The organism is Glaciecola sp. G7-5, assembly GCF_055808975.1.
Genome location: NZ_CM147892.1, coordinates 2,840,860 through 2,867,367 on the forward strand (window position 1 = coordinate 2,840,860; position 26,508 = coordinate 2,867,367).

Genomic DNA, 26,508 nt, shown 5'->3' on the forward strand with positions numbered 1-26,508 from the left:
ATGAGTAAAAGTTCGATCGCAACAGATATAAAAACTTTTGCCACCAACACCGGAGTGCTTCTCTATGGTGGTAAACATATTCCGTATGAAATTATTAGAAGAACTGTCAGTACAAAATCTAACAAGGTAGTTATTAAGGTGCACCCTGATCAAAGAGTCGTGGCAACAGCACCGGCCCACGCCTCTGACGAATCTATTGATAATGCCATAACTAAAAGAGCGCGATGGGTCTGGAATAATATTCAAGAGTTTGCTGCGCAAAATGAACATGTGTTACCTAAGCGTTACGTTAGTGGTGAAACACAATTTTATTTGGGTAAACGATATGTATTAAAGATACTTAGCGACCAAGACGAACAACAAGGAAAAGCAGGGCAAGTAAAGCTAACAAGAGGTAGGTTTGTTGTAACTTTACCAACAGCAACTAATGATCGAGGCGCGAGCACCAAATACCTTCTCGAACAGTGGTATACATACCGAGCTAAATATATCTTCAGAGAAAGATTAAATTACATGCTTCAAAAAGCCACTTGGGTAGAAGGGCTTCCTTCGTTTAGGGTTATGGCAATGAAAACTCAATGGGGCAGTTGTTCAACCAAAGGCAACCTTATGCTTAACCCCCACTTAGTTAAAGCACCCAAAGAATGCATCGACTACGTTATTTTGCATGAGCTTTGCCACATTGCTGAACACAACCACAGTGAGAAGTTCTGGCGCTTGTTGACGCAGGTGATGCCGGAGTGGAAGGGGATTAAGTCGCGATTGGGTGGTATGGCTGAGCAGTATTTGAATTCTTGATTGGACGATCACTCATAAATAACGATAAAGGACTTTATTGGCTTAGATAATCTAATTACTGCAGAGACCCCGTCGAATCAAGACTAGCAGTTGAAAACTGAATTTGAAATCTTACGCTATATATTGAGCTAAAGACGCCACCGATAGCCGTCATTTAACAGACTATAAAAACTGATTAAATTAACAATACGGAATGCCAATTCAATGGCATGCTATTGTGCAAACGAAGCATAATCTAGATTTAATTTTTATTTTTTCCTGTGCAAAAATAGTTGCATCATTCAAACAATGATAAAGCTAGGTTTGGCACAACATTGAAACAAAAGCCTAAAATAGCGCAATACACGTAGATACCGACATCACGCAGGAGTACTAAATTTTGAGTGTTTAAAGCCCATGTTGTTAACACTTCTATTTTTTGAGTGGAACAAAGGTATAGCCTAACGTCGGTATGACTTGTAAATCCTTTTCTTCATCATCAAATATTTATTATACAAAAGACTATCCTGTGCCTAATCAATAATCAACGGCATCTAGGGAGAATAGAGACATGTTTCGCAAATGCGAATAACATGCGTATTTTCATGGGTAATAGTAACCTTTGATTAGTGTTAACCAACTTGTTTAAGTGTCTTTGTTGTTCAGTTTACTTTGGAACCAATTTGTATTGCACGAGTGTTGTGATTAACCAAGAAGCTGTCGGTTAAATTACTGAGCGATTTTGTTACAATGATAACAACTGGTGGCTTTGTTTGCTTTTTGAGAGGTTGTTCCGAGCCAAAGTTGACCTTCATATGTTGAGATTGAACAGAACTAAGAAACTGATTACATATCCGAATATATTGAAAATCGAATTCCAACATCCCCACTTCAATAAAAAAAGACACCGTTCGTCTAAAGTACTGTCATAGTAAATTATATTTCATACGACGCAACATCCAACGTAGCTCAGATAATACCTAGGCTCAGAGCCGTTTTGCATGCTGTTGTTATTATGCATGCATAGTGAACACATAAAAAGTTGTAGAAATTGTAATCGAAAAAATAGTAAGCTATTGAAATTAAATAAGTATGTAGGCTATGTGAGATGGGATAGGGATAAACGGATAAACAGAAGTTTTTCGCTATGGTCAGGTCAATGTGAATGCGAATCATGATTGAATGATGGTTTAAATAATCTGGCTAGACTAATTTGTAATTGTAAAAGCAATAAAACTATGTATATTCGTTTGAGTATTATACTAGATAGCATCAACACCCCGCCTAAATTATTCTTAATAATACAATGTTTTAAATTAAAACTTTTAGACCCGCTCCTCAGACTCAAGCGGGTCGGCCAAATACAAGGACAAAATTAATATGGACATTTCATTTTTTAATAAGCACGCAACAATAATCAAGGTTGTAAGCATTTTTTTATCTCTACTGATTGTCGGCTGCAGTGATGATAAGTCGTCGGTTAGGCATGACGATGCGCCATTATCAAAAATAGTTTCTTTTGCGAATAGTAATAACAACCCATCGCCAAATTTATCAGATTACTTAAATGCAGGCGTTGTTGGTGTTACCGCCAATAATCTAGATACAGTGAACGAAAAGATAAAAAGTTTAACAGGAGAAGAAGTAGACACAGTAGATGAAATTAACAATATCGTAGCTTCTTTAAACGACAATATTGTTAATACCACCGTTATTTCAGGGACAGTCGGATACACTCCAATTACTGGTGCCAGAGTAATAATAAAGTCATCTTCCGGAATGCTAATTGGTGAAGGAGTAACCAAAAACGATGGTACCTATTCTATTGAAGTTAACGAGGGAGATATTGATGAGATTTATCAAATTAATGTTACTGATGGGTTTTTAAATGGAGTAAAGTTTTTAGACGAAGTTACGGCAATATATCTTGCATCAGAACCTAGAGATACAGCAAATGTTAATGCAATAACTTCTCTTGTAAGAAAACTTTCTACTCAAGCAAATGGAGAGCTTTCTTCTGATGCGCGAGCATTAGCAATCGAGAGGCTCTCTAGTTTAGGGATGATTACTGCAGATAGTTGGTCTGAGGTAACACCAATATCTGTAAATAAGATCCTATTATCTGATAGCGCTTACGGTGAAGGCTTAAACAATTGGATTGACCGTATTTCTGATGATATTACTGATGAACTTCTTGATAACTCATTTATGAATATTTTTCCACTGGCGCATGGGGGGATTTTTTCAATTAATGTGCCAGAAGTGATTAATATATTTCCTGGCGATACGTTAACTAGAATCTATTCTGGCAGAAGTTGCTGACCTTTCAGACTTGAATCAAATTGGTATTGAATACGCTATATCGATTGATTCAGCGCCAGACTGGGTAACAACTGAGGAATTTGATTTGATAGTGTCGCCGCCAGATTCTGTAACACCTTTAACTGTGAGTTTTCAGTTAACAGTAGAACCCAACAATGGAGTGGTAGGCAAATCTAAATTTTTAAAAATTAATGTGTTAGATGAAATTACTCTTTTAGAAGGTGTTTTAGATTCAAATGGTGGTCGCATAACAAATGAATGGAATGATATTTCAATATCTGTTGACGAAAACCTTTTAGATGACGCCTATACAATTCGTTACTTTGGTGGAATAAACCCAGAAGGCGAGCTAATACTAGATTTAGAAATTACGCCTAGCATATCTGATTACGAAGTTAGTCAGCTTATATTAAGAGAACCACCCGTTGATGTTTTGAAAAGAAACTATTTTGATAATAGTACACTCAACACAGAATTGAAAAGCTCTTTGTCATCTTTAAGCAATGTTAAAGTTGCTTCTACTTTAACAGACCCATCGAATAGCTGTGGTGGATCGTGGGATGATAGAAATGGTGATGGATTTGTTTTTGATTTTATTTGGTTGTCTAATTTCGCATTTTTTAACGATTCCAGGCACGTGCATGAACCTGTTGGTAAAAAGGATGGTATTTTTGAATCAATTGTTGGGAATATTGTAGAGGGAGCACTAGGTATAGGTGATGCGGATTTTGGCTTACCTCGATTACAAGATGGCACACTACCTGTTGCTTTTAAAGTAAAAAAAGTTACAAAGTGTGCATCAGCGCTTCGAAGCTCTCATAGTATGAATGAAGTGAATGGTAAAACACCGGTTATCTTTGTTCATGGATTTATACCTGATGGAAGTTTAGGGGGCGTTGATCAAAAGTCAGAATATTTTGGTAAATTTCCGAAGTTAATAGAAGAGCTTAGTATTTCTGGAGAACAATACGTTCCCTTTATTTTTCAATGGAAAACTAACGCTCGCTTGCAAGATGTTGCAACAGAATTAGGTGAAGCAATCGATTTAGTTACTAAAAAAACTGGACAAAAAGCACATATTGTTGCGCATTCATTTGGCGGAATATTAACTCGTACTCTGATACAAGGTTTAAGTACTAATTCTATATACAATAACGAATGGAATGAAGCCCGAATTGCAAGTGTGACAACTGTGGGTTCCCCACATTCAGGTATATTTTCAGAAGCACAAGATAACGTAGAATTTGATAATCTAGGACGCATGAGCTTTTCTGTTGGATTTCATGGTCTTCCAGGAGTTGTTTCTGGTGTATTCTGCAGAGCAATAAGTTGTTATCAATTGGGCAGTATTGCTGCAAAAAGTGATGAACCACCAGCTTATTGGGATGAGCAAAGACAGGGGGCTTATAAACAGGCAGTAGTTGCATCAAATCCTACTATTTACGGTTTACGGCAAGACCTTGGATACATTCCGTATATGTTACATAAGAAATTAAGTAGTTATCCCGACATACCAACCCAACAGTTGATAGGGCTAACGGGGTCACAGCGTTGTACATATTTAGAGTCGGACCCTGACAAATGTCAATTTACAATTACATTAAATGGCTCAGAATATATTGGCGATAGCTTGATTTCTGTAGACGGACAGCGTTTTGATCTTGCTCAGACAAATGAGGTGGGGTTTAACCTAAGTAATATAAATCTGAAATTAGACACCTACATAGAAGAGCATTTACTTGGCTTTAACAAGGAAATAGACGCTATTACCGAACACGACAATTTACCTTACTTGTTTTTAGGCACAAAATATTATCCTGAAATATATGATTTAGAGCGTGACGATACTTCAATTTTTAGGCCAGACATTGTTTCCTTTACACAAGAAAGTATTATGAGTGTTTTGAAATATACTACAGGCTATAATCATAGTGGCTCAAAATATAATCCTCGCGTTAAAAATTACTACGGCTCAGGTTTCGAAAATTTTTGGTCTAGTAGTCAACTTACAGAAATGACATTATCAAATTGTGTTAATGCGGCTATATGTAAACATGCCACTTGGCATTATGTTAAAAGGTTCCTAAGTTTACATGCTTCAAATGAAGAAGTTGTTTCAGAAGAAATTAGCTTATTTGGTGACGTGGAGTATATAAATAGTAATATTAGTCAAGCAAAAACTACAAATTCAACTACTACCCTAGACTCTACTATTGTTCCTTTCCCAGTTATGGTTGAAGCGTATACAGGTAGCGTTTTTAGTTATTTTAGTACCAACGTAAGGGACTTAATAAGTGACGATGGGTCATATGAATTAGTTGTACCGTATTACCCAGCAACGACCTACACTGTCATTGCGTACCCAGAAGGCGATACTTTAGCGCGTGTCGGTGCCTTTGTTAGAGCCTCAGCGAGCAAATTCCTTTCAACATTGGAAACTTTAGAAGAATCTACCCTTCGATTTCCAACTATTACGCTAGTAACCGATATTTATGAAGATGGTCAAATCAGAATTGATGTGACAAATGGCGTAAACGGCGAATTACTTAATAATTTTGATTTATCAATATTTAACACGTCCCAATCGCTTATTACCGAAGGTGCCAATGCCGATTCCGGCTATTTGACTTCTTTGGTTAAAGGTGACTTTACAATTAAAATAACTAAACAAGGATATAATGATGGTGAAGGTTATTGTTCAATAGAGCCCAATTCAATTACTACCTGTGTGATTAATATTGTACCTGATAGTATTTTGGCTCAAGGTGCTTTAACAGCCGTTCTTAGCTGGGGAGCAACACCATCAGATCTTGATAGCCATTTAGTTAAGAAAACCAATGAAGTTCAAAATTACCATATATATTACGGAAACCGTGGCAACGATGAGTCTAATTTGGATGTGGATGATACTAGTAGTTTTGGCCCAGAGACGATAACTATAAATAATATAGATAATGAAAGCGTATATACCTATTATATCCATAACTATTCAGGAGGCGGAAATGATGTGTTACCCAATTCTGAAGCAAAAGTTGAAATTAATTTTTCTGACGGACAGCGAACATTTTATGTTCCAAATTCTGAGGGCTTATACTGGAAAGTTTTTGAAATTATCAATGGCAGAATAATCCCATGCGTTTTGGAGTGTGTTACAACAGAGAGCGGAACGGTGACAAACACTATGATTAATGGACCTGTAAATGACAAGCAATTATTTGAAAATTGGTTTCCGAAGGACGATCAATATAAGAAATACTAACGCTACTTCATTTCTTACACCACAGTTGGCGTTTTGAACGTCAGCTGTGGCATAGAAAGACGTTTTGGACATTTTCATTGATGTTACTAGTTTCAGTGTTTGATTTTTTTGAACATTTTTATCAGTTTTATTATTGAGTTTATTTCGAGATTACGATAACTATAAAAATCAGGATCTTGACAAACTAACACTACACCTCAACAACAAAGATAGTTATAGATGACGCTCTTTTTTATAGATTCAGGAAAAACAGAAACTCACATCCATACAAAGGTAAGCGTCTAGTAAACCACATATTTCCAAGCTAAGTCCTACCCAGCATCATAAGACCTCAACTTTCAAACAGAGGTTTTTATGAAAAACGAACGACGAACCAAAGCGCAATGGCTAGACATATTTGAAGCGCAGTAGAAAAGTGGCTTAAGCATCAAATCTTTTTGCGAGCGCCACAACATTCACTTACAAACATTCCGCGCTAGAAAAAGCGATTGGCAACCACGCAGTAAAAAGCCAGGCTGCGCTTTGGTTAAGATTGAAAAGCCTAACGCCACCCAATCAAACGCGACGATTACTTGCCAATTCAAAGGCGTTGAACTCGCTTGCAATGACTCAGTCAACCCCCAGTGGTTTGCTGAATTGGTGAAGGCCCTTGCGCTATGGAGATGTTCGTTGAGCCTATACCTGACAAAAAGCTAACTGCCTTAAATAGTTACCCATAATTAATAGCGAACTGGGTCTTTATATATCTTCTTTGTTGGCAAGATTTTTCGCCAGTGCCCACTAGTCATAGTGACTAATAATTTGATGCATAAATGAACAATTAATGTCATTTAATATAAATATTTAAAACATAATCGAAATTTATTTAAATCTAATTATTATTTTAAGCTCGTTCTCAGTTTAAATCTAAAGAGAACATAAAATTATGAAATTATTACTCAAATGGGAAATTAAAGCGTCATTTACAATTACACCATCTCACAAGTTCTCTATTTCATTAAGTTAACTACGTGGGTTCACATCATCAATCAACTAAAAAAGGCCAACTCGCAGATGGCGAGCTTGATTTTGCCTGGTTGTTTAAAAATGGAGACGAAAGACTAGATATATCAACTGCAAAAATGATTATCAAAAACAACAATTACAAATATATCGCACCTCATGGCAAGTTAATTCGATTTACAAAACGTGCAGGTTCTGCCGTTGTCCGCATTGAACTGAAAGACTGCACGTCAAATGGAATAATAGCTTCTGCTGAAATTGCCCAGAAATATGCAAACATGAGCAGTGAAGAGTTGTTAGCAGAAAAACAGCGTCTTATTCAACCTAGCGAGTCTAAATCAACGTTCGCGTTTGTTTGTGCTGATTATAGTAAAAACGAAATGGTTGGTTTAAAGCCATCAACAATAAAAGGTTACAAAACATCATTGAATCGCTTAATTAGGCTATTTGGTCATTTATCGTTAGACGAGTTAAAACACAAGCATATTGAAGATTGGGTGGTTAAAAAACTAAGTAGTTCAAAACCAGGTTGCAAAACAATAGCACATACTCTGTGGATGCTTGAGCAAGTTCTTTCTCGCTCTAGAGTGTTGGGACTAAGCACAGCAATCGCGGGAACTATCGACTATAAGAAATTATACAAATTCGTTAGTAGATATAAAAAAGCCAATAGAACCGTAGATGATAGCAAAACACTCACTCTCAATGATATTAATTTGCTTAGTTCGCTATCTCACCAGACTCTAGTAAAACATAATTTACACGTTATCAGAGACGCCGCTATGTTGACGGCTACATCAGTTGCAGGGCGATCTGGAGAAGTGCGAGCAATTGCTTTGCAAGATATTTTAAAAGACGGATGCAGTTACCGAATTAATATTCAACGCGCAATCGTGTTGGAGGAATTCAAAACTCCAAAGGTCTTTGATGAGTGCATAAGCGAAATTGATGTATTCGATATTAGTGTTCCGTATTTAAATCGCTTGATTGATGACGCCAGCAACTATCCAAGTTCAAATGTGAATGTACTACTAGAAAATAACGGGTATGAATGTCAAACTGTTAATATGCTAGTGGTCAATCCATTTACTGGTTTACCCTATACAGAAAAAGAATATCGCGATGAACTCTATCGTTTACAAAAATTTGCCGGTATTGAGAATCCCGTGCCGCCAAAACAACTTCGTCATACAGCTGCTAAAGTATTCAAACAAGCAGGAATTGATGTTGCGGAATTTAGTAAACAACTTACTCACTCCAATGACAAAACAACAGAAAAATTTTATAGCGGTGTAACTCCTCGTAATAATTCAGCAGAAGTGGTAGCAATAATAAACACGAAAATGAACAAGCTATTGCCACTAGAAAGAAAACTACCGTTAATGGCCGTAAACAATATTGGAGAGTTTAACATAAGTAGTCAAAGAGTAACTAAATTGACACCTACTAAAACAAAGCCGTTGATTAATGTTAGTCCATATGAAATCGGCCAGATCTTAAGACCATTGGTACAGAAATCAAATACAGTTTAGCGAACTGTTTGAAATATTAAACAAGATGGGTTGCTTTCTTTCACCAGTAGCCCCCTAGGATTCTGCGGAAAAACCTGCAATTTGAGTATTTAGATTTGGTTCTAATGTAAGGTTTATACACAGAACCAATCAGTATTAACTTTTCTTTGTCGTTAAAACAGAGTGGATTATTCGCTGCTAAAAGTAATTCTGTTTAATAATAAGGTGGCACTCAAGTCTGCTGACAAAAGAGATTTTTTTGTTGGGAACAAATTGGGATCAAAATATATCGATTTGACTAATAAAAAACCCATATAAATCAAAGGTTAATTCAATTATATCAATAACTTAGTGTTCTGGGCGAGGGTTCGAATCCCTCTCTCTCCGCCAGATAATCGTTAAAGCCCGTTTTATAGGACGTTCCTGTATATTGTAGCAGGGACCGCCCCAAAGTCTTAAACGGGCATTTAACATCAGCAAAATGACCAGAACAATCTCACAAAAATATCTCACTATTCTAAAAGCCAGCTACGACTGGAGATTATAGAGCTTTGATTTCCCTTATATTTGAAAGCTTAACTGTCATCTAACCTTCATCTAAGTAACACACTTCAATAACTCGTTTGTAATAAAACACAAATATAGTAGCCGCGTTTTTAAGTCAGTAGTCCCCTGTAGCGATAAAAGGATGTATAACGTGATTCGAATTAATCAATTTTTAAAAACAGCTGCCTGCTTAGCCTTAGTTTTAGCTTTGTCAGCTTGTGAAGATGAAAAGACAATAGTAGAAGTTGTAGAAGTAGAAGTTCCAGTGATTGTTGAGGTTCCCGTCGAAGAGCCTGTGGCAGAACCTATCGAAAAATCTACAAATCAATTCAAAATAGGTTTATTGCCCGATACTCAAGGCGGCTTTGACAGCGAAGGACAAGGCCATGTATCAGTGCATCCAATGTCCGAATTACTGAAACATCAAGCAGCAGCCAATGTTGACATGGTTATCGCAGTGGGAGATTTAACTGACGGTGGCAGTGAAATTGAGTTTGCCGAGTGGCGTTCAGTTGCCGATTTGTATTCTCAACAGGGGATTGAGTTTTTACCCTTGATGGGAAATCACGAAACAAGTTACGCTTATACATATAACTGGATAAATAATATGAAGCATTTTATTCCAGAAGACGCCACTCATATGCCCAGTTTTGAGTGGGTAAACTACTATGTTGTACGAGAAAACGTGATCATATTTGCTTTAGCGTATTATAACCTGCCGGTTGCGTTTGACTGGATAAAAGAAACGGTTTTAGCTAACGAAGATAAGATTGATCATATAGTGGTAGCAAGCCATGACGGTTTGGTCGGAGCCAAATACGGTCAAACCATTGAACAAATTGTTGATGGTACTAAAGATGATTATTGGGTTTACGATGTGCAACCGCAGATAAGAGACTTTTTCTCTGAGTATGACGTGATATATGTACAAGGTCACGAGCATCAATATCAACGTTCGTTAATTAGCGCAAAAACAACATTAACTACCTATCCATCAAGTTCAACACCCACTGGTGGTAACTATCGCATGGATATGTACACTCAAATAATGACTGGAAACGCTTCTTATAAAGGATATGAGTTCCGCTTTGGTGAGCGCGATTTAGTTCAAATGATTGTTTCTCAGAAAAACCAAACCAATGCATCTACTGAGGATAGTGGTTTTGATGTCAATTCATCCATATTGACCTTCGAAAATGATCGTGTCGATTACCAATCATATTTTGCCACTCACAATGCTACGTCTAATCATGCAGACCAAGCATTTAACGCAGAATGGAAACTCATGGATAAATTTTCACGCACTACTAACCGATGTGAAATGATTGTTTATCCTAATGCTATTCATGACGAAACTCGCCCGGTATTGGTTTTACAACCTAACTACATCAGCAATGAGTGTTATGCTGATGATGGCTCATATGCTCGCTTGGCAGGCGGGACAAATGATACTTTTAATCGCACAGATACTCGCACCCGTGATTTGAGTTTCACGCCAGGCTTTACACGCTCTGAAAGCTTAAATGATTTGGTTCGCCTTGCTTATCAATGGTTATTCCAAGTCCACGAAAGGTGGTCTCCAAACTTAAATGCGGCCTATCGTGTAGTGCCTGATTACGACAATAACGAAATGATCATTCCAGAAACCACCATTGATTTAAAAGAACACGTAACATTAAGCTGGACAGCAGCGACAGACGCAACAAGCTCAGATATTTTAATTATTAGTGGAACGCAAAACCAAACCGGTATGTATCAAGATGATTACGGTCTAGAAAAAGACATTGAAGTTGATACTGGTCTTGCGTATTCCTTGTCGGGCCCCGATTTAGGTAGTTTAGAAGAAGGTGAAGGAAAACCTGCAGTTTCATTACCAGCAACGGCTACAAAGTCTTGGGATATTAACGATGCTGTCTCGGACCAGTATGTCGTAGAGTTCGTGGTACCTGAATCTGTCGATGTCACAACAGTACAACTCGCAACTAAATCCGATGTTTGGGCGGCTATTGCGCCTGCAGAGTGTGTTATTGAAGGGAGCTGGGACGATACCTATTTAGCCACACCGCCAACTCGTGAGACTGCATGTAGTGATTATCCGTTGGTTGGGTTTGATGCTAATTTGGGTAATCTTTGGTGGGTTGTTTTAAGCTCTGATGCAGAAATCGCATTAGTAGCAAAATAAAACTAACGAGATACCTAGTCAAGTAACTATGAAAAGCCAGCCACATCTTAAAGCTGGCTTTTTTTGATTGAAAGGTGCTTTAGGTTGGTAAGTCACTTTAGCAATCAATCGTCAGGGTGTATTTCGAAATTCCAAATCTATTAATAGCTGTTCACCATCTATGGCAAGTTGCAGTTGTCTTTAGACTCGCTCAGTTTATTGAAATGTCGAATTGTGTAAGTTTTGTATGACGTGTTGGTTTGCAATGTCATGCGAGGATAAGCTATTGGTGCAGGAATTGGGTGATTAGGATGCCACTGCTCCCACCATGTAATAGTGTGTATCTTTCACTCTTGCAGTGAAGGTAGTCTATCCCCCAAAGTTGAAGTCACGTTGAATAGTAAAATCGTTTGCGTATTGTTCTTTAATTGGTGCCCGCAAAGGTGGCAACTTTGTTGGTTGCGCAGACTTTGGGTACTTTTTATCTAAATGCCTTAGTATTTTGTGGATGTGGCAGGTCCGAGCGGTCACCGGACGCTGGGCCCACTGAAGAGCTACTCTAAATATTCACAGCTTTGTTGAAACAATGGATGATAACCTTAGCAAAAGTATTGGTGGATTTTTTTACTCGATTGATATACCTTTCACTCAGGCGCTAGCCTCACATGCACGCGAGTGGAAACCAGCACTTTTATTATCTAACGATAAACAAACTCTACAATTTGAATTTTACATAAACTGAATTTGGCTTGAAGATCAGCCTTAAACGCGTGTGGTATTGATTGTTGGCATTGTATGCCTCAAGCGTAGGATTTATTTATGAAAAATTTGAAGTCAGTTATTTACACGCTCCATACTCAGCTTTACCCATCCATAGAATCCCTAAAGAAGTCACACTTGTACGAGTTGATCGCGGCCTACAACGGTTCAAAAAGTTATGCGGCGTTTCAGAATACCTTTACACAACAGCCATTGCTGAATCACGATACAGAAGCTGTCAATCGTTTATGTTTTGATAGAGCGCTATCACTCGGCCTTAATGCGGCAGATGCTATGGTTGCTTGCAAAGCAATTGAAGTTTGTTTTAAGCCACGCATTCGAGCAGCGCTTCAATTTGAAAAGTTATACCAGTGGTACATAACCGACAGTGATGACCATACTAGCCCCCCAATAGAATACTTGGGCTCGCTTACTGAACTAGTAGAGTTTGGCTTGCCCGAAGCATACATACTATCGGTCATTATTTGTCGTGATGTTATTTATGAGTATTTTGAACACGGTGATAACAAACAAGGCAAATACTGGTTTGAAAAACGAGTTTCTGGGCAAAGTCTAAACGTGCTTCAATCTGAAGTCGCAGATAATTACTTTGAAGTTAAGGTGTATTTCGACCTATTAGAACTTCTAAAGGCAAAATCACATAGTTTTGTAATGCCAGCTCCATCTACTATCAAAAACGTTATTCAACGTTTTGGGGACGGAACTGATGATACATGGACCACTGCTTTCAATGACAATCCTGAGTTAGTTGTGCATGCTTTTTATGAACTTGAAAGCGAACATCTTCTTTCTGTTGATGAGACTAATGCTGCAGTCTTTCAGTACTGGCAGTCTGCCGCTGTTTTGTTACACCCAAATCAGTATGCTCTTGCAGAAAACATCGAAAAAAGTAAAACCACAGAAGAGAAGTGGTTTTGGCATCATATTGGTTTGACCCACAATATTGATATTACAAAAGACGATCTATATGCCATCAACGCCGACACTGGAGAGGACTATGATGATTATGGCCCCATGGACGTTGCAGGTTTTGAGGGAATTGCACTGCCTGAAATCACACCAGAAACTAGAAACGAGCTCGAACACTTTGTGATTAGCCTCACAAAATAGCGCTTTTGTACTCTGAAATAGCTGGCATTGACTATACCAGCTTAGATTTGACTGTGGCTTCATTAACACTAGGAAGTTCACCTATAGTCGATGATGATTGTTGACCTAAAATTGAGAATAATATCAATCAACGAATAAGGCTTTATATTATTGAAAGGCACCCAATAAAAAGACTCACGATGACGGTGGAATGTATCAGTTCTTACACAAAAGTAGCCCAAGTGCCCGCAAGTTATTCTACTTTTAATTTCGCAGCCAACTAATTATGTTAAACGCTGCTATCTTGAATTTACTGCTAACTTACCAGCAAACAAAGGCGAGTAGTAAATAGTTTTAATGCTTCTTATACTTAGTCTGTATTTCGCTAGGGTATCGCAGTTACAAGCTCGTCGCGTCGAGCGCGCCAAATGTCAATCAATAATGTCAAACATGGCAGGTAAGGAATGACTGATGTTAAATCCGATACACTAATTTTCTTTTTGTAGATAGCTTTTTATATGTCGAAGAGCAATGTTAGCGTCGTGGTCAGTTTGTGACAATTCAACTAGACGTTTACCCATTGTCGTCCTCAAGTAGTTACTAAGGTCTCCTTGTAACGCAATAAAATCGATTTCCGATCGACCATTGTGCCAATCGTCGGGAATATCAAATTTAAGACTCCTTACATCATCGAATAACTCGCTCCTGTCATTTTCGATAATCGTTTGCACTATTGAATTAACAATTAAACTGTCATACTCGCCATGAACTTTTACCGTCGAGTCGCTCCATATTTGATGTAGTGTTTCTCCTCTGTAATTAAATGATTTCAGTACTTCTGATGAGTAATTAGCTATTCGTTTTGAATCGCTATAAGTTGGGTTAATAAGCTGTATAGCCTGTTTCTTAAAAAAAATAGACTCTCGAGTGAAAATACTGTGAATACGCTTGAATTCATCATTCTTATTAGCGCCTGAAAAATCGAAATCGTGCACCTGTGAGTTTATGTACACAGTCCTTGTGTTGGGATTTTGGTCATAATCTTTATCAAACCATTCATGGGCGTACAAGTCCCCGCTACCTTCGTAGTATTCATCAATTTTCTTAAAAAATACGTCATCGAGAGTTCTAGTATAATTCATCGACACAATGTCTAGAATCGAGCGTGCTTGATCAAGCGTTAGACTTCTTTGGGAAGGGTTCAACGCTTCTCTCAATAGAGTAATTTCGTTAATCCACTCTTCGCGTTCTTGTTGCTGGGTGGGATAGATTTCTAGAACAAAAAAAACTACAAGAAAAATCGCTATCCCATGGTACTTTATGAAATCACTTAACATTGTATATATTCGTGTTTCTTTACCCGTATTAATCTCATTTCCTTGCATACTCGTTCCTTTTTGGTACTTATTGTTAACTTTAAAATATATCTGTACGCATAAACACAAACTCAGTGAGTATTGGCCTCCTCAAATTGTTTGACAATTGAGCAAGTTTTAAAAGCTGGGGTCGCTATTTAGTTATGCTTAATTTAAATATAATCAATGATTTATGTGGAATTTAAGAATGCCATACTAAGTTTTAACTCTAGTCTATAAAACTGACTTTGTTTACGGTTCACGCTACCCTTTTAAGCTAGCTATGATATTTCTTATCCCATGAGTCGTACCATTCAAAGTACTTTTCAGTTCCAAGCCTGCCCGATGCAATTAGTTCTTCTTTTTTACCATCGCTAAGGTCGAAATCAGTAGTACCAACTCCCAGAGAATCTATATAGATAGTTCGCCGCCAATCATCACTATGTAAATGGGTGTTTAGTTGCGCGTTAATCACTGTTTTTAAGAGATATTTAGTATAATCGAAAAAGCTATTTATTTTTTGGTGGGGAGGTTCAGCTTGATCCCTAAAAACTGAAATGAGTTCTTTCGGTTCGAGTCTGAATCCTAATGTTTGCTTATTAAAAACATAGGGAGTAATGGGTCTAACACTTTTCGCAATTCGTTTGTTCTCTCGTTTATAATATTCAGGGATAGAAGAATTACTTTTCGCAACATACTTTTGTCTGTCAAACAACTTGATAGGGAAGTTCATAAGTACACCACCATCTACATAAACATCTCCTCTAGTATTGCGTATCGAAGCGAAAAATAGTGGAATGGCCATCGACATTCTTGCTGCATCGGCTATGCACATTGTAGGTGTATGTTCATAAGAAAGCTTTTCGGAAAATCCTGTAGATAGATTGGTGGTCATGAAGTACATTGATTTGAATTTGTATTTAGATTTCAGTTTCTCAATATCTGCAAACGTAGACTCGCTATTGCCGGTCTTTTTTTGAATTATAGTTGCGATCCAACTTCGGAAAAAATCGCCCTTGTGCCAGCCATATTCATCAAGTAGCCTTTTTGTATCTCTGATTACAAAAAAGTCATCATCCATAAAGCGATTAAAATCTAATTTAGACATTACCTCTAAGGCTTCTTCGGAGTTGTAATTGAGTGCAAGAAGAACAGCATTAATTGCGCCAGCAGACGTCCCGCCAACTCGTTCTATTTTTGATAATATCTTTTTTTCTTCTAATACCTGCATCGCCCCAATATAAGCTATGCCTTTAACGCCACCGCCCTCCAAGCAAAGATTTTTGAATTTGTACATGGTGAGTCCTTATATACTAGAATATTCGTTATTCGTACGCACAGTAATTCTACATCTCGTTCCGTGTGATAATTTAAATATAGCAGAGGATATTTTTGTTGCCACTTTCGTTTCAGCTAACGAATCGTTTAAATTCTTTTTGGCATGCCGCTGAAGTTATTTATTAAGTGCGAAAATTATTTACCCCTTTGTTTACCAAACCCACAGCATCCATAATTAACATGACGACTCCCCAAATAGATCCAATAAACAATATTAAGAACCAGATTAAGGCTAATACGCTTATGATGATCGTACCTATAGCATCGGTGATGCTGACCAAGAAGCCTGGCACTAAAGCATATAAAAAACTTAAAACAATATTAACTAGAAATGAGCAAGCAAGCAGAATTAGGAATTTACGATAATCTTCAAAAAGCCTTTTTCTCCAAACACAATAATAACTGCGAATGTCGTTTTCAATAGCATTAAAATTCCAAGGGTTGCCAGTGCAGAGTCTCTTGGGAAATCAGCATACTCCGCCATATAAGCGATAGTGCCAAAAGGTATTGCCATTAGCAGAGATATCATAAATAAAAGTAACGCGACAGCACCAAAAAGAACGATAAATGAAACTATCAACATGACTACGAAAAAAATGAAATTACTAATTTTAGTGCTTGGAGTAAGTATTTTTTCAGTCACTAAACTACCCAGTTTAATAGTGGTCCATGAGTAAAAAACCAAACCGTCAATAAGTGCCAGTGATGAAATACCTAATCCTGGAGCCGGTAAATTTTCAGAAGTTGAAATAGGCAAAAAAGCAAGGTAACTAAGCTCCAAGCCTAAAATTAAAGCGAAACAAAACCAAGCGACATAATTGAGCAAGTTACGCACTGCATCCTCCAGAAAGTTTTGCTGGCAGCATCGTTATTTTTATTTTTCCTACAACTTGAGTTGGGTGAATTATAATCAATTTCGATAGATAGTATGTCTAATCGAATAATAACGCAAGAGACACTGCTCTGTATGAAGCAGGTAATCTATTGTTTATTAACTAAATCATTGTGCTCTGCTCCTTAATGGTGTTAGGATAGATTTAACATCGAATTGTCAAGAAAAATTTTTAATCCAATTAGAAAGTGGGGCGGTGTTGTGGAAATTATTGAGCAACAATTGACCCAGTGGATAAGCACAGTGTTATCGGGTATCGAAGATGATATCGGTAAAAAAGTACGTGTCAGTTGCGAACCTATTGAAATCGACAACTTACCTTGTGTCCATTGTTTATTAAAAGAGATTCTGCCCGCGCCTCCGAGCCAACGGGTGCACTCTGCGCCTTTAACGATTGCTTTAAAGTATTTGGTTTATGTTAGCGCTAAGAGTCAATCCTTGAGCAATAAGATCATTGAAGAGTTGATATTTTCAGCTATGGAAGATCAGAATTTAGAGCTTGAGTTACAGCCTATTTCAGACGGTTTTTGGCAGGCACTAAAGGTAACGCCACGACCTTGTTTTACCTTACTTGCTAAGCATCAAAGAGAAGTGAAAACAGTGGTTGCGGGTGCTGTATCCAAGCCTTTAGTTATGCACATTTCGCCACCGGTTTACCTTCGCGGACGTGTGGTGGTTATATTGAAGTCAGGAGCTATTCCTATTGAAGGTGCTTTGGTATCTCTTGGTAGTACAGGTATTTCAGTGATAAGCGACAAACAAGGCAAGTTCAATTTAGGTGCAGTACCAGCAAGTCCAAAACAAAAAACACTAATGGTTAATTATAAAAGTAGCTCGCAGCGTGTTGTAGTTTCTGTATCAGATTCGCCAGTCGAAGTTATCTTTAACACTGAGGAGATCTGACTATGGCGTCGACCTACAGCATTCCTGGAATTTATATCGAAGAGGTTTCAACAGGGCCAAAACCCATTGCTGCGGTTTCAACAACAACCTGTGCGTTTTTGGCTAAATCTCCCATTAAGAATGCATTCCTAAACACCCCCGTTGCTTGTAATAATTTTCATGAGTTTTGCAAAAAGTTCGTACCTGAAAATCGAAATGAGATAAAGGATTTTGCTTTATTGCATGCAGTATACGGTTTTTTCTTCAATGGTGGCAGTCGTTGCTACATTGTTAATATTGGCGATGGCACTGTTGCAGGCGATGCAGGAAAACGTACTGGTGTTCATAGCTTAGATGCCTTTGATGAGATTGCCTTAGTTGCAGCACCTGGTGCAAGCTCTATAAGTGAGTACAATGCATTAATTGATCATTGTGAGAAAATGAAAAATCGCTTCGCTATTTTAGATGGCCCAGCTACCTTTGAAGATGTGACTGAACTTACCACTGTAGGAATAGACGAGCCGGCAGGGGATGTTGAGTCTAAAAAAACCAAAAAAGGCGTTCGTCCCAAATCTACTTCGTTTGCTGCCGTTTATTCGCCACACATAGTAATGACATGCCCCTTTACCCATGAAAGAGTTACCGTGGCCCCTTCAGGACATATTGCCGGAATATATGCTAGAACTGATGTGGATCGTGGTGTGCACAAGGCTCCTGCAAATGTTGGCATTCGTGCTTGTTCTGGTTTAAGTCAACGAATCACAGCCAGTGAACAAGGGCAACTTAACGACAATTACGTAAACTGTATTCGGTATTTTCCTAGCGCTGGTATCCGTGTTTGGGGTGCACGAACGCTTTCAAATAATGATCCTGAATGGCGCTACATAAACGTACGTCGGCTATTTCTAATGATTGAAGAGTCAATTAAACGCGGCACAAATTGGGTGGTCTTTGAACCTAATAGTGTTCGTTTGTGGAAAACTGTTATACGAGATATTTCCGCGTTTTTGAAGTTGCAATGGCAAAGTGGAGCATTAGTAGGAGCTTCTCCTAGCGAGGCATATTTTGTTAAATGCGATGGTGAAAATAACCCTCAGGAGTCTATTGATGAGGGGCGGTTAATTGTAGAAATTGGTATAGCGCCTTCAAAGCCAGCTGAATTTATAGTTTTCCGTATTGGGCAATGGCAAGGCAGTGGGGACGCAGCTCAGGCTAGCGAAGAATAATGCATCAGTGATCAACCTAATGGAGATGAGTCATGGTGGAAGCAGATATATATCGTAATTATCATTTTGTTTTGTATTTGGGAAGTCAGCCTGCGGGCTATTTTACCCGTGTGACTGGTTTGGGCTTAAAAGTATCGTGTATAGAATATCGTGAAGGGGGCACGCCTAATGCGGTTCGAAAATTACCGGGCCAAACAAATATTTCCCCTATTACTCTAGAATGGGGGGTCACGGCTTCTCGCGCTATGTGGGATTGGTTAATGAGCGCAGCAAATGGAACCGTAGAGCGTAAAGAGGTCTCGGTAGTGATTATTGGCAATGATCCCAATGAAGAAAAGGTTCGATGGAATTTCGGAAATTCTTGGTTATGCGAATGGTCAGGAACCAACTTAGATTCGTCAGGTAATAGTGTTGCAATTGAAAGTATGGTTCTTCAAGCAGAATCTGTAGAGCGGGCGCCAGATGTTGCAGCTGCATCTGTTGAAGAATAAACTCGGTCAACTTTTAATGAGGGCAGGCAAGAGATTGTCACCCCCTGCTGAAGTGCCACGCAAGGAAAGTGTCCCTGATGAAGACCTCCTACCCCCAGCACATTGGCTTGCAATGGTTGCCCAAAAGGCTCCTCAGTGGTTAGAGGAAAGTCAACATCCCATGATAGCGCGTTATCGTTCGAGTCAACATCATCTAAAAGCTGCAGAACCTCACTTTGCACAAAATCGCTCCGCCTTAGCCCCTTTAACTCCTCAATCTAAGGCAGTTCCTGAAGAGAGAAATCAGCTTCAAAAAGATATGTTAAGTACAAACATTGCTTCTTATCAATCTGTTAGTGACTTAGCGAGGGATAAGGATGTTGGGCATAATAATAAAGATGCGGCGACAAATGAACAATCTAGCTCCAATAACGAGCACTTACAATTCCCTCTACATGTTGATCAAACTCAAACTGAAAATAATGAATTTCAGCATGTAGATAAATTACCTTCAATAAATAATAAAAAAAGTCGTCAAATAAACACTCGCACTGCTGTGCATTTAGGGCCTAATAAAGAGTCATCGCAAACAATCTTAAAAGTGAAGCCTCAAGAGCGCGCCTTTAAGGGGACTGATGAAGGTATAAAAATAACTAATTCTAAGTCTAAAGCCACTTTTAGCAAAAAAAAGATAGTTTTTCCTACACTGAGTCAAAATATTGATAGGGACTCATCTTCGCTCAAGCCTATACCTGAGAATTCTAAAATATTAGCACAGCCCCAATTAGCAAAAACACATGTATGGCCTAAGCACATATTAAGGTTTGCGAAAGCAGCCATTAACACCTCACTCAACAACAATTACAATAAAAAGAGTGTTGAACGAAAGATCCAAAAACAAGTTAAAAATAACGATGTCAATCGTACATTTGGCACTTTGGCACCAAATGAATATCAAGAAAAGCTGCAAAACAGCCAAATAGATATGCCTGTAGACCGGCAAATGTCTGGGCCTCATCCGCGCGGTTCTGAGCAAACTCAGCCCGGCATCAAGCAAGAGTACTTAACACTAACTTCGGATATTGAAATGTGGCCACCGCTCCCACAGGAAGGTTTCACATCGCCACAAAATTGGCCCAAACTTCCAAGCGAATGCGCAAACGCCAAACTCTTTGTTTCACCAAGGCCAAAACAATCAGCATTGCGCACTATTCACGCACAAAACGGATTTGAGCAGCGTCAAGACATAGAGCAAAGGGGACACTTATGGAACGAGTAGTGTTCATTGTAGAGGCAACCGGCGAGCAAATTCCATGTTTACTTAACCCCGAAAGCTTGGTTTTGCAACGCCAAAGTGGCATTGAAAAGCATCGTGTAAAAAGTGGTTTTTTGGCGTCTAAAACGCTTAGTGATGACCCGATTATGTTTACCGGTGGTGGCACAACACTGTTGACAGTAAACTTGTTGTTTGATGTTAACTTACCTGAAGCTCAAAAGGATTGCACTGACGTGCGACAGCTTACAGGGCCACTTTGGCAGCTTTCTGAAAATAATGTTGGTGTAAACGAACGAAAGTTTCCAGCACTGATGCGGTTTATTTGGGGAAAAGCGTTTAATTACCCTGGTGTTGTAAAAGAAATTGCTGAGCGCTTAGAATACTTTACGACGCAAGGAATACCTCAACGCTCATTTATTCGCTTGTCTATCCAGCGCGTAGCGGAAAATGCAGATGATTTGAGCGGTGGAACTATTACCCCACTACCGTTACCTGAAGATCTAAATATGGCACCTCCAACTCTGGGTGAAGATACTTTAATTCATACTACACGCGGCGCAGATGATGTACACAATAACGATGGCGATAGCGAGCGCTTAGATCAACTTGCATTTGAATATTTTGGCGCACCTGAACATTGGCGTTTACTTGCATGGATAAACGATATAGACAAGCCGTTAGATTGTCCTGCTGGTACCCAATTAAATATAGCTAGCCTTACGGATGTGTAATCATGATTCTTCCAGAAATTACCTTGATGCTAAATGGACAGCCCGTAGGAACTGAAATACGCAATGCCATTGAGCGAATTGAGGTTTTGCAACAGGCCAATTTACCCAGCCATTGTGAACTGCAATTAATATTCGACGAACTAATAGAATTTCCATGTGTACCTGGCAACAAGCTGGAAATACGAATTGTTGGATCTTCTGAAATACTATTTTCGGGGGATATCGTAGCTAAACGAACACAAGTGTACTCGAATGGCAACCGCGGTTTTGTTGTTCGCGCTTATGACTCGCTTCATTTATTGCGCAAGTCTCAACCGGTTCGCCAATTTGAATCAATGTCACTTGAGTCGGTTCTCAGCACAATACTTGCGGATTATGGAATAAGCCTAAAGTACAGTGGTGAACAAATAGAAATTGACCAGTTATTCCAGTGGTGTCAATCAGACTGGCGCTTATGTATAGAACAGTTGAATCGTTACGGACTACATTGTTTTTTGCATGGCACTCAGTTGTCTGTTTTTAATTTACTGCAAGGCGAAGATGAATACGTACTAAATTTTGGTGAAAACTTATTCTCCGTTATTGTTGAGGAAAGTGCTGAACCAGGATGTAGAGAAGTCTCTATCCAAAGTTGGAATTCTAGTACCGTTGATACTTTTCAGGCTAAACAATCCCAGGTAGAAACAAGCTTTACGGTGGCAGAGCATTTAGCGCCTGATAATTTCAATGCATCAGGCGAATTAATCATTACCAACGCCATCAGTACTTCTAAGAAAAGCGCGCTGGCCTTGGCAACTGCCACTTTATATAACAGACTTGCCAGTGAAGTTATTATTCAAGGGACTGCGCAAGGTGATCCTGCGTTAACTCCCAGTAAAAAGATAAAACTTAGTGGTGTTGAACCTGACTTGTGTCGCTCGTATGTGGTAACGCAAGCTAGGCACCTTATTAGCCGAGACGAAGGTTATATAACTGAATTTCATTCAATGCCTCCAACAATTTTACAACCAAGGCTCATTCATTCTGCACTTGCATTGGTCACTGATATTGATGATCCCGATAATGCGGGTCGAGTAACCGTCAGTTATCCCTGTTTAGGTGAACTAAGGTCGGGGTGGCTACCTTGTATCGCCGCCGGAGCAGGTGAGCAAAAAGGTTTAGTCGTCTTACCTGATGTAGGTGATCAAGTTTTGGTTATGTTTGCTGGCGGCGATGTTATTCAAGGTATCGTTTTAGGAGGCCTGTTCGGTCAGCACGCCTTGCACCAGCAACATTCGAACAACGGCGACAATAAAGTTTTTAACCTGACTACGAAAAATGGTCAAAAAGTAATTTTAGATGATAAACGCAATGCTGTGACATTGAAGAATCGAGACGGTAGTTTTATAGATTTAGCTCCAGGTAAAGTTACCTTGCATGCGAATGCAGAACTAGTAATTGAAGCACCAGGAGAAAGTCTAATATTTACAGCAAATACTGTGGATTTTAGACAAGAGTAATAACTATACAATTAAGGAGGGAGCATGCTTCATTGGTTGACAGAAAACGGCGCTCTGCATTGTTTGCATCCTGGTGCCGGTAGGGTAGATATTGCGCGAGGCTCTAATTTTGTTCGAGTAAACAAGAAGCGTGTTCACATAAAACCTAACGCTTTATCGCGAACAATTGCCGGTTGCAAACACCCTGCTAGTTCCAATAGCAAACCGTGTAGCTTGACCTTGTCGGTTGTTGAATCAGGGTATTCTGCATTTGTTACCATTGGCGGTAAACCAATTTGTTTGCAAAGTATTACTGGCATAACTGACAGTGTACCACCATCAATGTATAAGGTCAGTTATCCCGGCCAAGCCATGGTGAAGAGCACCTAATCTGGAGGGGAAAATATGAATAACAAGCGATACCTAGCGTTCAAGTTTGTTCATCCTGATTTTGACAGTAATGAAGGCCCTGAAGGTTTGGTAATTGATCAGCGAGATTGCATTGCAAGCGTGCAGGGGTCTGCTTCTATCCGTCAGTCGATACTTATGCTCTTGTCGACCCGACCAGGAGAAAGAGTGATGCGTCCAGACTACGGTACACATTTATATCGTTTGGTGTTTGCGCCTAATGACGCAACCACTGCAGGTCTAGCTATTCATTATATCAAGCGGGCGCTAAACAGATGGGAGCCGCGCATTGATATTTTATTACTAGATGCAAGTGCATCAAAACTAGCGGACGGGCAACTCGATATTAGTTTGGAATACAGAGAAAAGGCAAGCCGCGTGCAAGAACATTTATTATTAACTATTGATCTTATGGGGCAGGCAGAATAATGACACTTCGTTCGCTTAATTTAGACGACCGCCAATTTACTGATCTGATCCAAGAAGCAGTTGCGCATGCAGAACGATATTCCGGCTGGCGACCAAATAATGCAGGCGATCCAGGTATGATCCTGCTTGAGCTTTTTGCTCACTTAACGGAAACCATGATTTATCGAGTAAATCGCTTACCAGAAAAAGTATATATCGAATTATTAAGAATGATGGGGGTTGAACTTGGTGCACCCTGTGCCGCTACAACAAGACTTCTATTTTCTATTGATAAAGCGCGAAAAAGTGACCTAACTATTCCGCAAAATACAAGAGTTGCAGCAGGAGACAAGGGCCCTGAATTTATGACCCTTGATGACGCCACAATCACTGCAGGGGAAATGAAAATTGAAGCGTTGGCTATTAATGCCAAATGGGTAGATTACCAAACTATTGGCAAAGGAACAGGTAACCCGGGACAGGCATTTTCGTTACCCCACTCACCACTTATCGCCTCGGTACCCGACAGAATCGACTTAATAGTAGCGGTGGAATTAGGTGAAGGAGAAGCGCCCGGATCGGGTGAACATTACCGTCATAGTGATGGAAAGCCCTATCGCATTTGGCGAGAAGTAGAAAACTTTTCAGCAGTAAATACCAGTGAATGCGTATATCGGATTAGTAGAGTTGAGGGTGTTTTACATTTTGCGCCAACGCTGTCACATGGACAAAATGCGCAGCATGAAGCTGAACCATTGGCAGCGGTACCCGAAGTGGGACGTAAAATACTGGCGAGGTATCGTATTGGAGGCGGTATACAAGGTAATTTGGGCCCTCATTGTATTAATAAATTAATTGAGCCATTAAATGGTATTAATTTAACTGTAACCAACCCTAATCGCGCATTGGGAGGTAGCGACCAAGAAAGTTTACATAACGCCCTTATTCGAGGTCCGCTCGAGTTGCACTCGCTACAACGAGCCGTTACCGCACAAGACTTTGAACTGATAGCTATTAAACAATCAGGTTTGGTAAATCGAGCACATGCCTATACCAAGCGCGAACAATGGCAGTACGCAGCTCCAGGTACGGTTGAAGTTGTTTTGGTTCCTCAAGTGTCAGGCGAACAAGGTAGGATTACGCCCGATGTAATGTCGCAAAATCAAAATACTCAAGTAGCAGCGCAAATACAAAACACCTTGAAACAGCGCAAGCCGCTGGGCACTCAATGTATTGTTTCATGGTGTCGTTATAAAAGTGTCAAAGCGATTGTGAGTTTAACTGTGCATCGTGAAGAAAATCGAGAAGCTGTGAAAAGTAGAATATTAGAACGACTTTTCAACACAGTAACACCGCTTTCTAAAAGCAACACTCAATCAGCTTGGCCGTTTGGTAAGGCACTAGGGGCGTATGATATTTATCGTACACTTATCGCCGAGCCCGGCGTAAAAGCGGTAGAACCGGTTAGATTAGAAGTTAGTCACGTCCCTAATGAAGACGTGACTCATATTGATGCCGATCCTTGGCAAATCCATACTTGGTATGCGGCGGCTGGCGATGCATTGTTTCGAACTATCAATAATGCATTTGGTTGGGAGCGAATAAATCAATGGCCAGATGAAAAGGTCGTGTGTGCTAAAAGTTTCCCACGTGAAAATCGAATTGTTGCAGAAGTGGCTGGATTAGTCATTGCGCTTACACGCTCTACCTCAAGTAAAGAAAATACTTTGTACTTGTCTAGAAACTGCGGTGAAACATGGGTTCGTGTTCGCAAACCTGACTTTATTGTTAACGATGTGGCATGGATTGAGCGAAGCGGTCGTCCGAGCTTATTAATTGCAACTGAAAATGGCTTGTTTGAACAAAGTGTTTCATCAGGAGAGGAGTGGAAGTCGATTGTTGTGAATCCGCATAAACCCTCTCTTGCAATACGTTCAGTTGTAGTTGCGACCAATCAAGCGGGAACTAACTTTGTGGCGGTAGCAACCCCACCAGATAGCGGTGTTTTCCTATCTGTTGGGGCGCAAACAATATTTAAACAAATTGGATTAAAAGGTGAAATTGTTGCCGTTCTTAAAATTCAGTATTTGGATACGCTACGTTATTTATGGGCTGGCTTATCAGCGGTGGGAAATGACCCCGGAAAGGGTTGCTATCGTTGGCAGATGCAAGATTCAGGAGACTCTGCAGAAGGATGGAAGCCCTTCAATAATAATTGGACTGCAGGGGGATGCACTGCTATCGATTTTTCCGATAAACTCGTTTTCGCGGCCACCAAAAATTTAGGGGTTATGTCGCTTGATTGGCAAGGTGACAGTGCTACTTGGGTTCCAGCTAGTGTAAATTGCGGTTTACCCATGGCACAAATTAATCAATTTGAAACTGTTAGTGCCTTGGCAATCACGCCAAATACTATGGCTGATTCAGTGATGTTAGCAGCAGGACCGCAAGGTATTTATAGGCAAGTTTCTGGTGAATCTACTTTTCAATATTGTTCGCCGACGCATTTCAATGACCAAGTTACTTTGCCTGCTAATTGGTTGTTTTGTTCAGCAGAACACGAAGTAAAGGTCAATTATGATTAAATGGGAGCTTAA

General features: G+C 39.4%; 18 protein-coding genes and 1 pseudogene. 16 read left to right on the forward strand and 3 right to left on the reverse strand.

Going from position 1 to position 26,508, the window contains the following annotated elements; translation table 11 throughout:
- The 7 genes and pseudogenes from AC0L6H_RS12580 (at position 1) to AC0L6H_RS12610 (ending at position 13,468) form a co-directional block, all read left to right on the forward strand.
- Positions 1 to 798, forward strand: a complete 798-nt coding sequence (locus AC0L6H_RS12580) for a M48 family metallopeptidase (RefSeq protein ID WP_473389352.1) — start codon at positions 1 to 3, stop codon at positions 796 to 798.
- 1,359 nt (positions 799 to 2,157) lie between these two features.
- Positions 2,158 to 3,099, forward strand: a complete 942-nt coding sequence (locus AC0L6H_RS12585) for a hypothetical protein (RefSeq protein WP_473389353.1) — start codon at positions 2,158 to 2,160, stop codon at positions 3,097 to 3,099.
- A gap of 10 nt (positions 3,100 to 3,109) precedes the next feature.
- Positions 3,110 to 6,358, forward strand: coding sequence for a hypothetical protein (locus AC0L6H_RS12590; RefSeq protein WP_473389355.1), 3,249 nt, complete (start codon positions 3,110 to 3,112; stop codon positions 6,356 to 6,358).
- A gap of 423 nt (positions 6,359 to 6,781) precedes the next feature.
- A pseudogene (locus AC0L6H_RS12595) lies at positions 6,782 to 7,054 on the forward strand (hypothetical protein); the annotation flags it as partial.
- Between the two features lie 314 nt (positions 7,055 to 7,368).
- On the forward strand, positions 7,369 to 8,892 hold the full coding sequence (locus AC0L6H_RS12600; RefSeq protein WP_473389356.1) for a tyrosine-type recombinase/integrase: 1,524 nt from the start codon (positions 7,369 to 7,371) through the stop codon (positions 8,890 to 8,892).
- 667 nt (positions 8,893 to 9,559) lie between these two features.
- Positions 9,560 to 11,599 carry a metallophosphoesterase family protein gene (locus AC0L6H_RS12605; protein ID WP_473389357.1) on the forward strand — a complete coding sequence of 680 codons (2,040 nt, stop codon included), beginning with the start codon at positions 9,560 to 9,562 and terminating at the stop codon, positions 11,597 to 11,599.
- A gap of 798 nt (positions 11,600 to 12,397) precedes the next feature.
- A complete protein-coding gene (locus AC0L6H_RS12610) occupies positions 12,398 to 13,468 on the forward strand; it encodes a hypothetical protein (protein ID WP_473389359.1) in 1,071 nt (356 codons plus the stop codon).
- A gap of 467 nt (positions 13,469 to 13,935) precedes the next feature.
- Here AC0L6H_RS12610 and AC0L6H_RS12615 read toward each other — a convergent pair whose 3' ends face one another.
- From AC0L6H_RS12615 to AC0L6H_RS12625, 3 genes are all read right to left on the reverse strand, one after another.
- On the reverse strand, positions 13,936 to 14,832 hold the full coding sequence (locus tag AC0L6H_RS12615; protein ID WP_473389360.1) for a hypothetical protein: 897 nt from the start codon (positions 14,830 to 14,832) through the stop codon (positions 13,936 to 13,938).
- Between the two features lie 247 nt (positions 14,833 to 15,079).
- Entirely contained in the window at positions 15,080 to 16,099 is a 1,020-nt protein-coding gene (locus AC0L6H_RS12620; protein ID WP_473389361.1) for a patatin-like phospholipase family protein, read from the reverse strand.
- Between the two features lie 390 nt (positions 16,100 to 16,489).
- Entirely contained in the window at positions 16,490 to 16,975 is a 486-nt protein-coding gene (locus tag AC0L6H_RS12625) for a hypothetical protein (protein WP_473389362.1), read from the reverse strand.
- Between the two features lie 213 nt (positions 16,976 to 17,188).
- Here AC0L6H_RS12625 and AC0L6H_RS12630 point away from each other — a divergent pair, with 213 nt between their 5' ends.
- Genes AC0L6H_RS12630 through AC0L6H_RS12670 form a run of 9 tightly spaced genes read left to right on the forward strand, consistent with a single transcriptional unit; the run spans position 17,189 to position 26,496 of the window.
- Entirely contained in the window at positions 17,189 to 17,935 is a 747-nt protein-coding gene (locus AC0L6H_RS12630) for a hypothetical protein (protein WP_473389363.1), read from the forward strand.
- A 2-nt stretch (positions 17,936 to 17,937) separates the two neighbouring features.
- Positions 17,938 to 19,140, forward strand: coding sequence for a phage tail sheath family protein (locus AC0L6H_RS12635; RefSeq protein WP_473389365.1), 1,203 nt, complete (start codon positions 17,938 to 17,940; stop codon positions 19,138 to 19,140).
- Positions 19,141 to 19,172: 32 nt separating this feature from the next.
- A complete protein-coding gene (locus AC0L6H_RS12640; RefSeq protein ID WP_473389366.1) occupies positions 19,173 to 19,631 on the forward strand; it encodes a phage tail protein in 459 nt (152 codons plus the stop codon).
- A 34-nt stretch (positions 19,632 to 19,665) separates the two neighbouring features.
- On the forward strand, positions 19,666 to 20,889 hold the full coding sequence (locus tag AC0L6H_RS12645; RefSeq protein ID WP_473389368.1) for a hypothetical protein: 1,224 nt from the start codon (positions 19,666 to 19,668) through the stop codon (positions 20,887 to 20,889).
- Positions 20,877 to 21,617, forward strand: a complete 741-nt coding sequence (locus tag AC0L6H_RS12650) for a CIS tube protein (protein ID WP_473389369.1) — start codon at positions 20,877 to 20,879, stop codon at positions 21,615 to 21,617. Before AC0L6H_RS12645 ends, AC0L6H_RS12650 begins: the two co-directional genes overlap by 13 nt.
- Positions 21,618 to 21,619: 2 nt before the next feature.
- Positions 21,620 to 23,116 (forward strand): phage baseplate assembly protein V, encoded by a 1,497-nt coding sequence (locus AC0L6H_RS12655; RefSeq protein WP_473389370.1) that lies wholly within the window; start codon positions 21,620 to 21,622, stop codon positions 23,114 to 23,116.
- Positions 23,117 to 23,140: 24 nt separating this feature from the next.
- On the forward strand, positions 23,141 to 23,485 hold the full coding sequence (locus tag AC0L6H_RS12660; RefSeq protein WP_473389372.1) for a hypothetical protein: 345 nt from the start codon (positions 23,141 to 23,143) through the stop codon (positions 23,483 to 23,485).
- A gap of 15 nt (positions 23,486 to 23,500) precedes the next feature.
- On the forward strand, positions 23,501 to 23,932 hold the full coding sequence (locus AC0L6H_RS12665; protein ID WP_473389373.1) for a GPW/gp25 family protein: 432 nt from the start codon (positions 23,501 to 23,503) through the stop codon (positions 23,930 to 23,932).
- Positions 23,932 to 26,496, forward strand: coding sequence for a hypothetical protein (locus AC0L6H_RS12670; RefSeq protein ID WP_473389375.1), 2,565 nt, complete (start codon positions 23,932 to 23,934; stop codon positions 26,494 to 26,496). Before AC0L6H_RS12665 ends, AC0L6H_RS12670 begins: the two co-directional genes overlap by 1 nt.
- Positions 26,497 to 26,508: the final 12 nt, after the last annotated feature.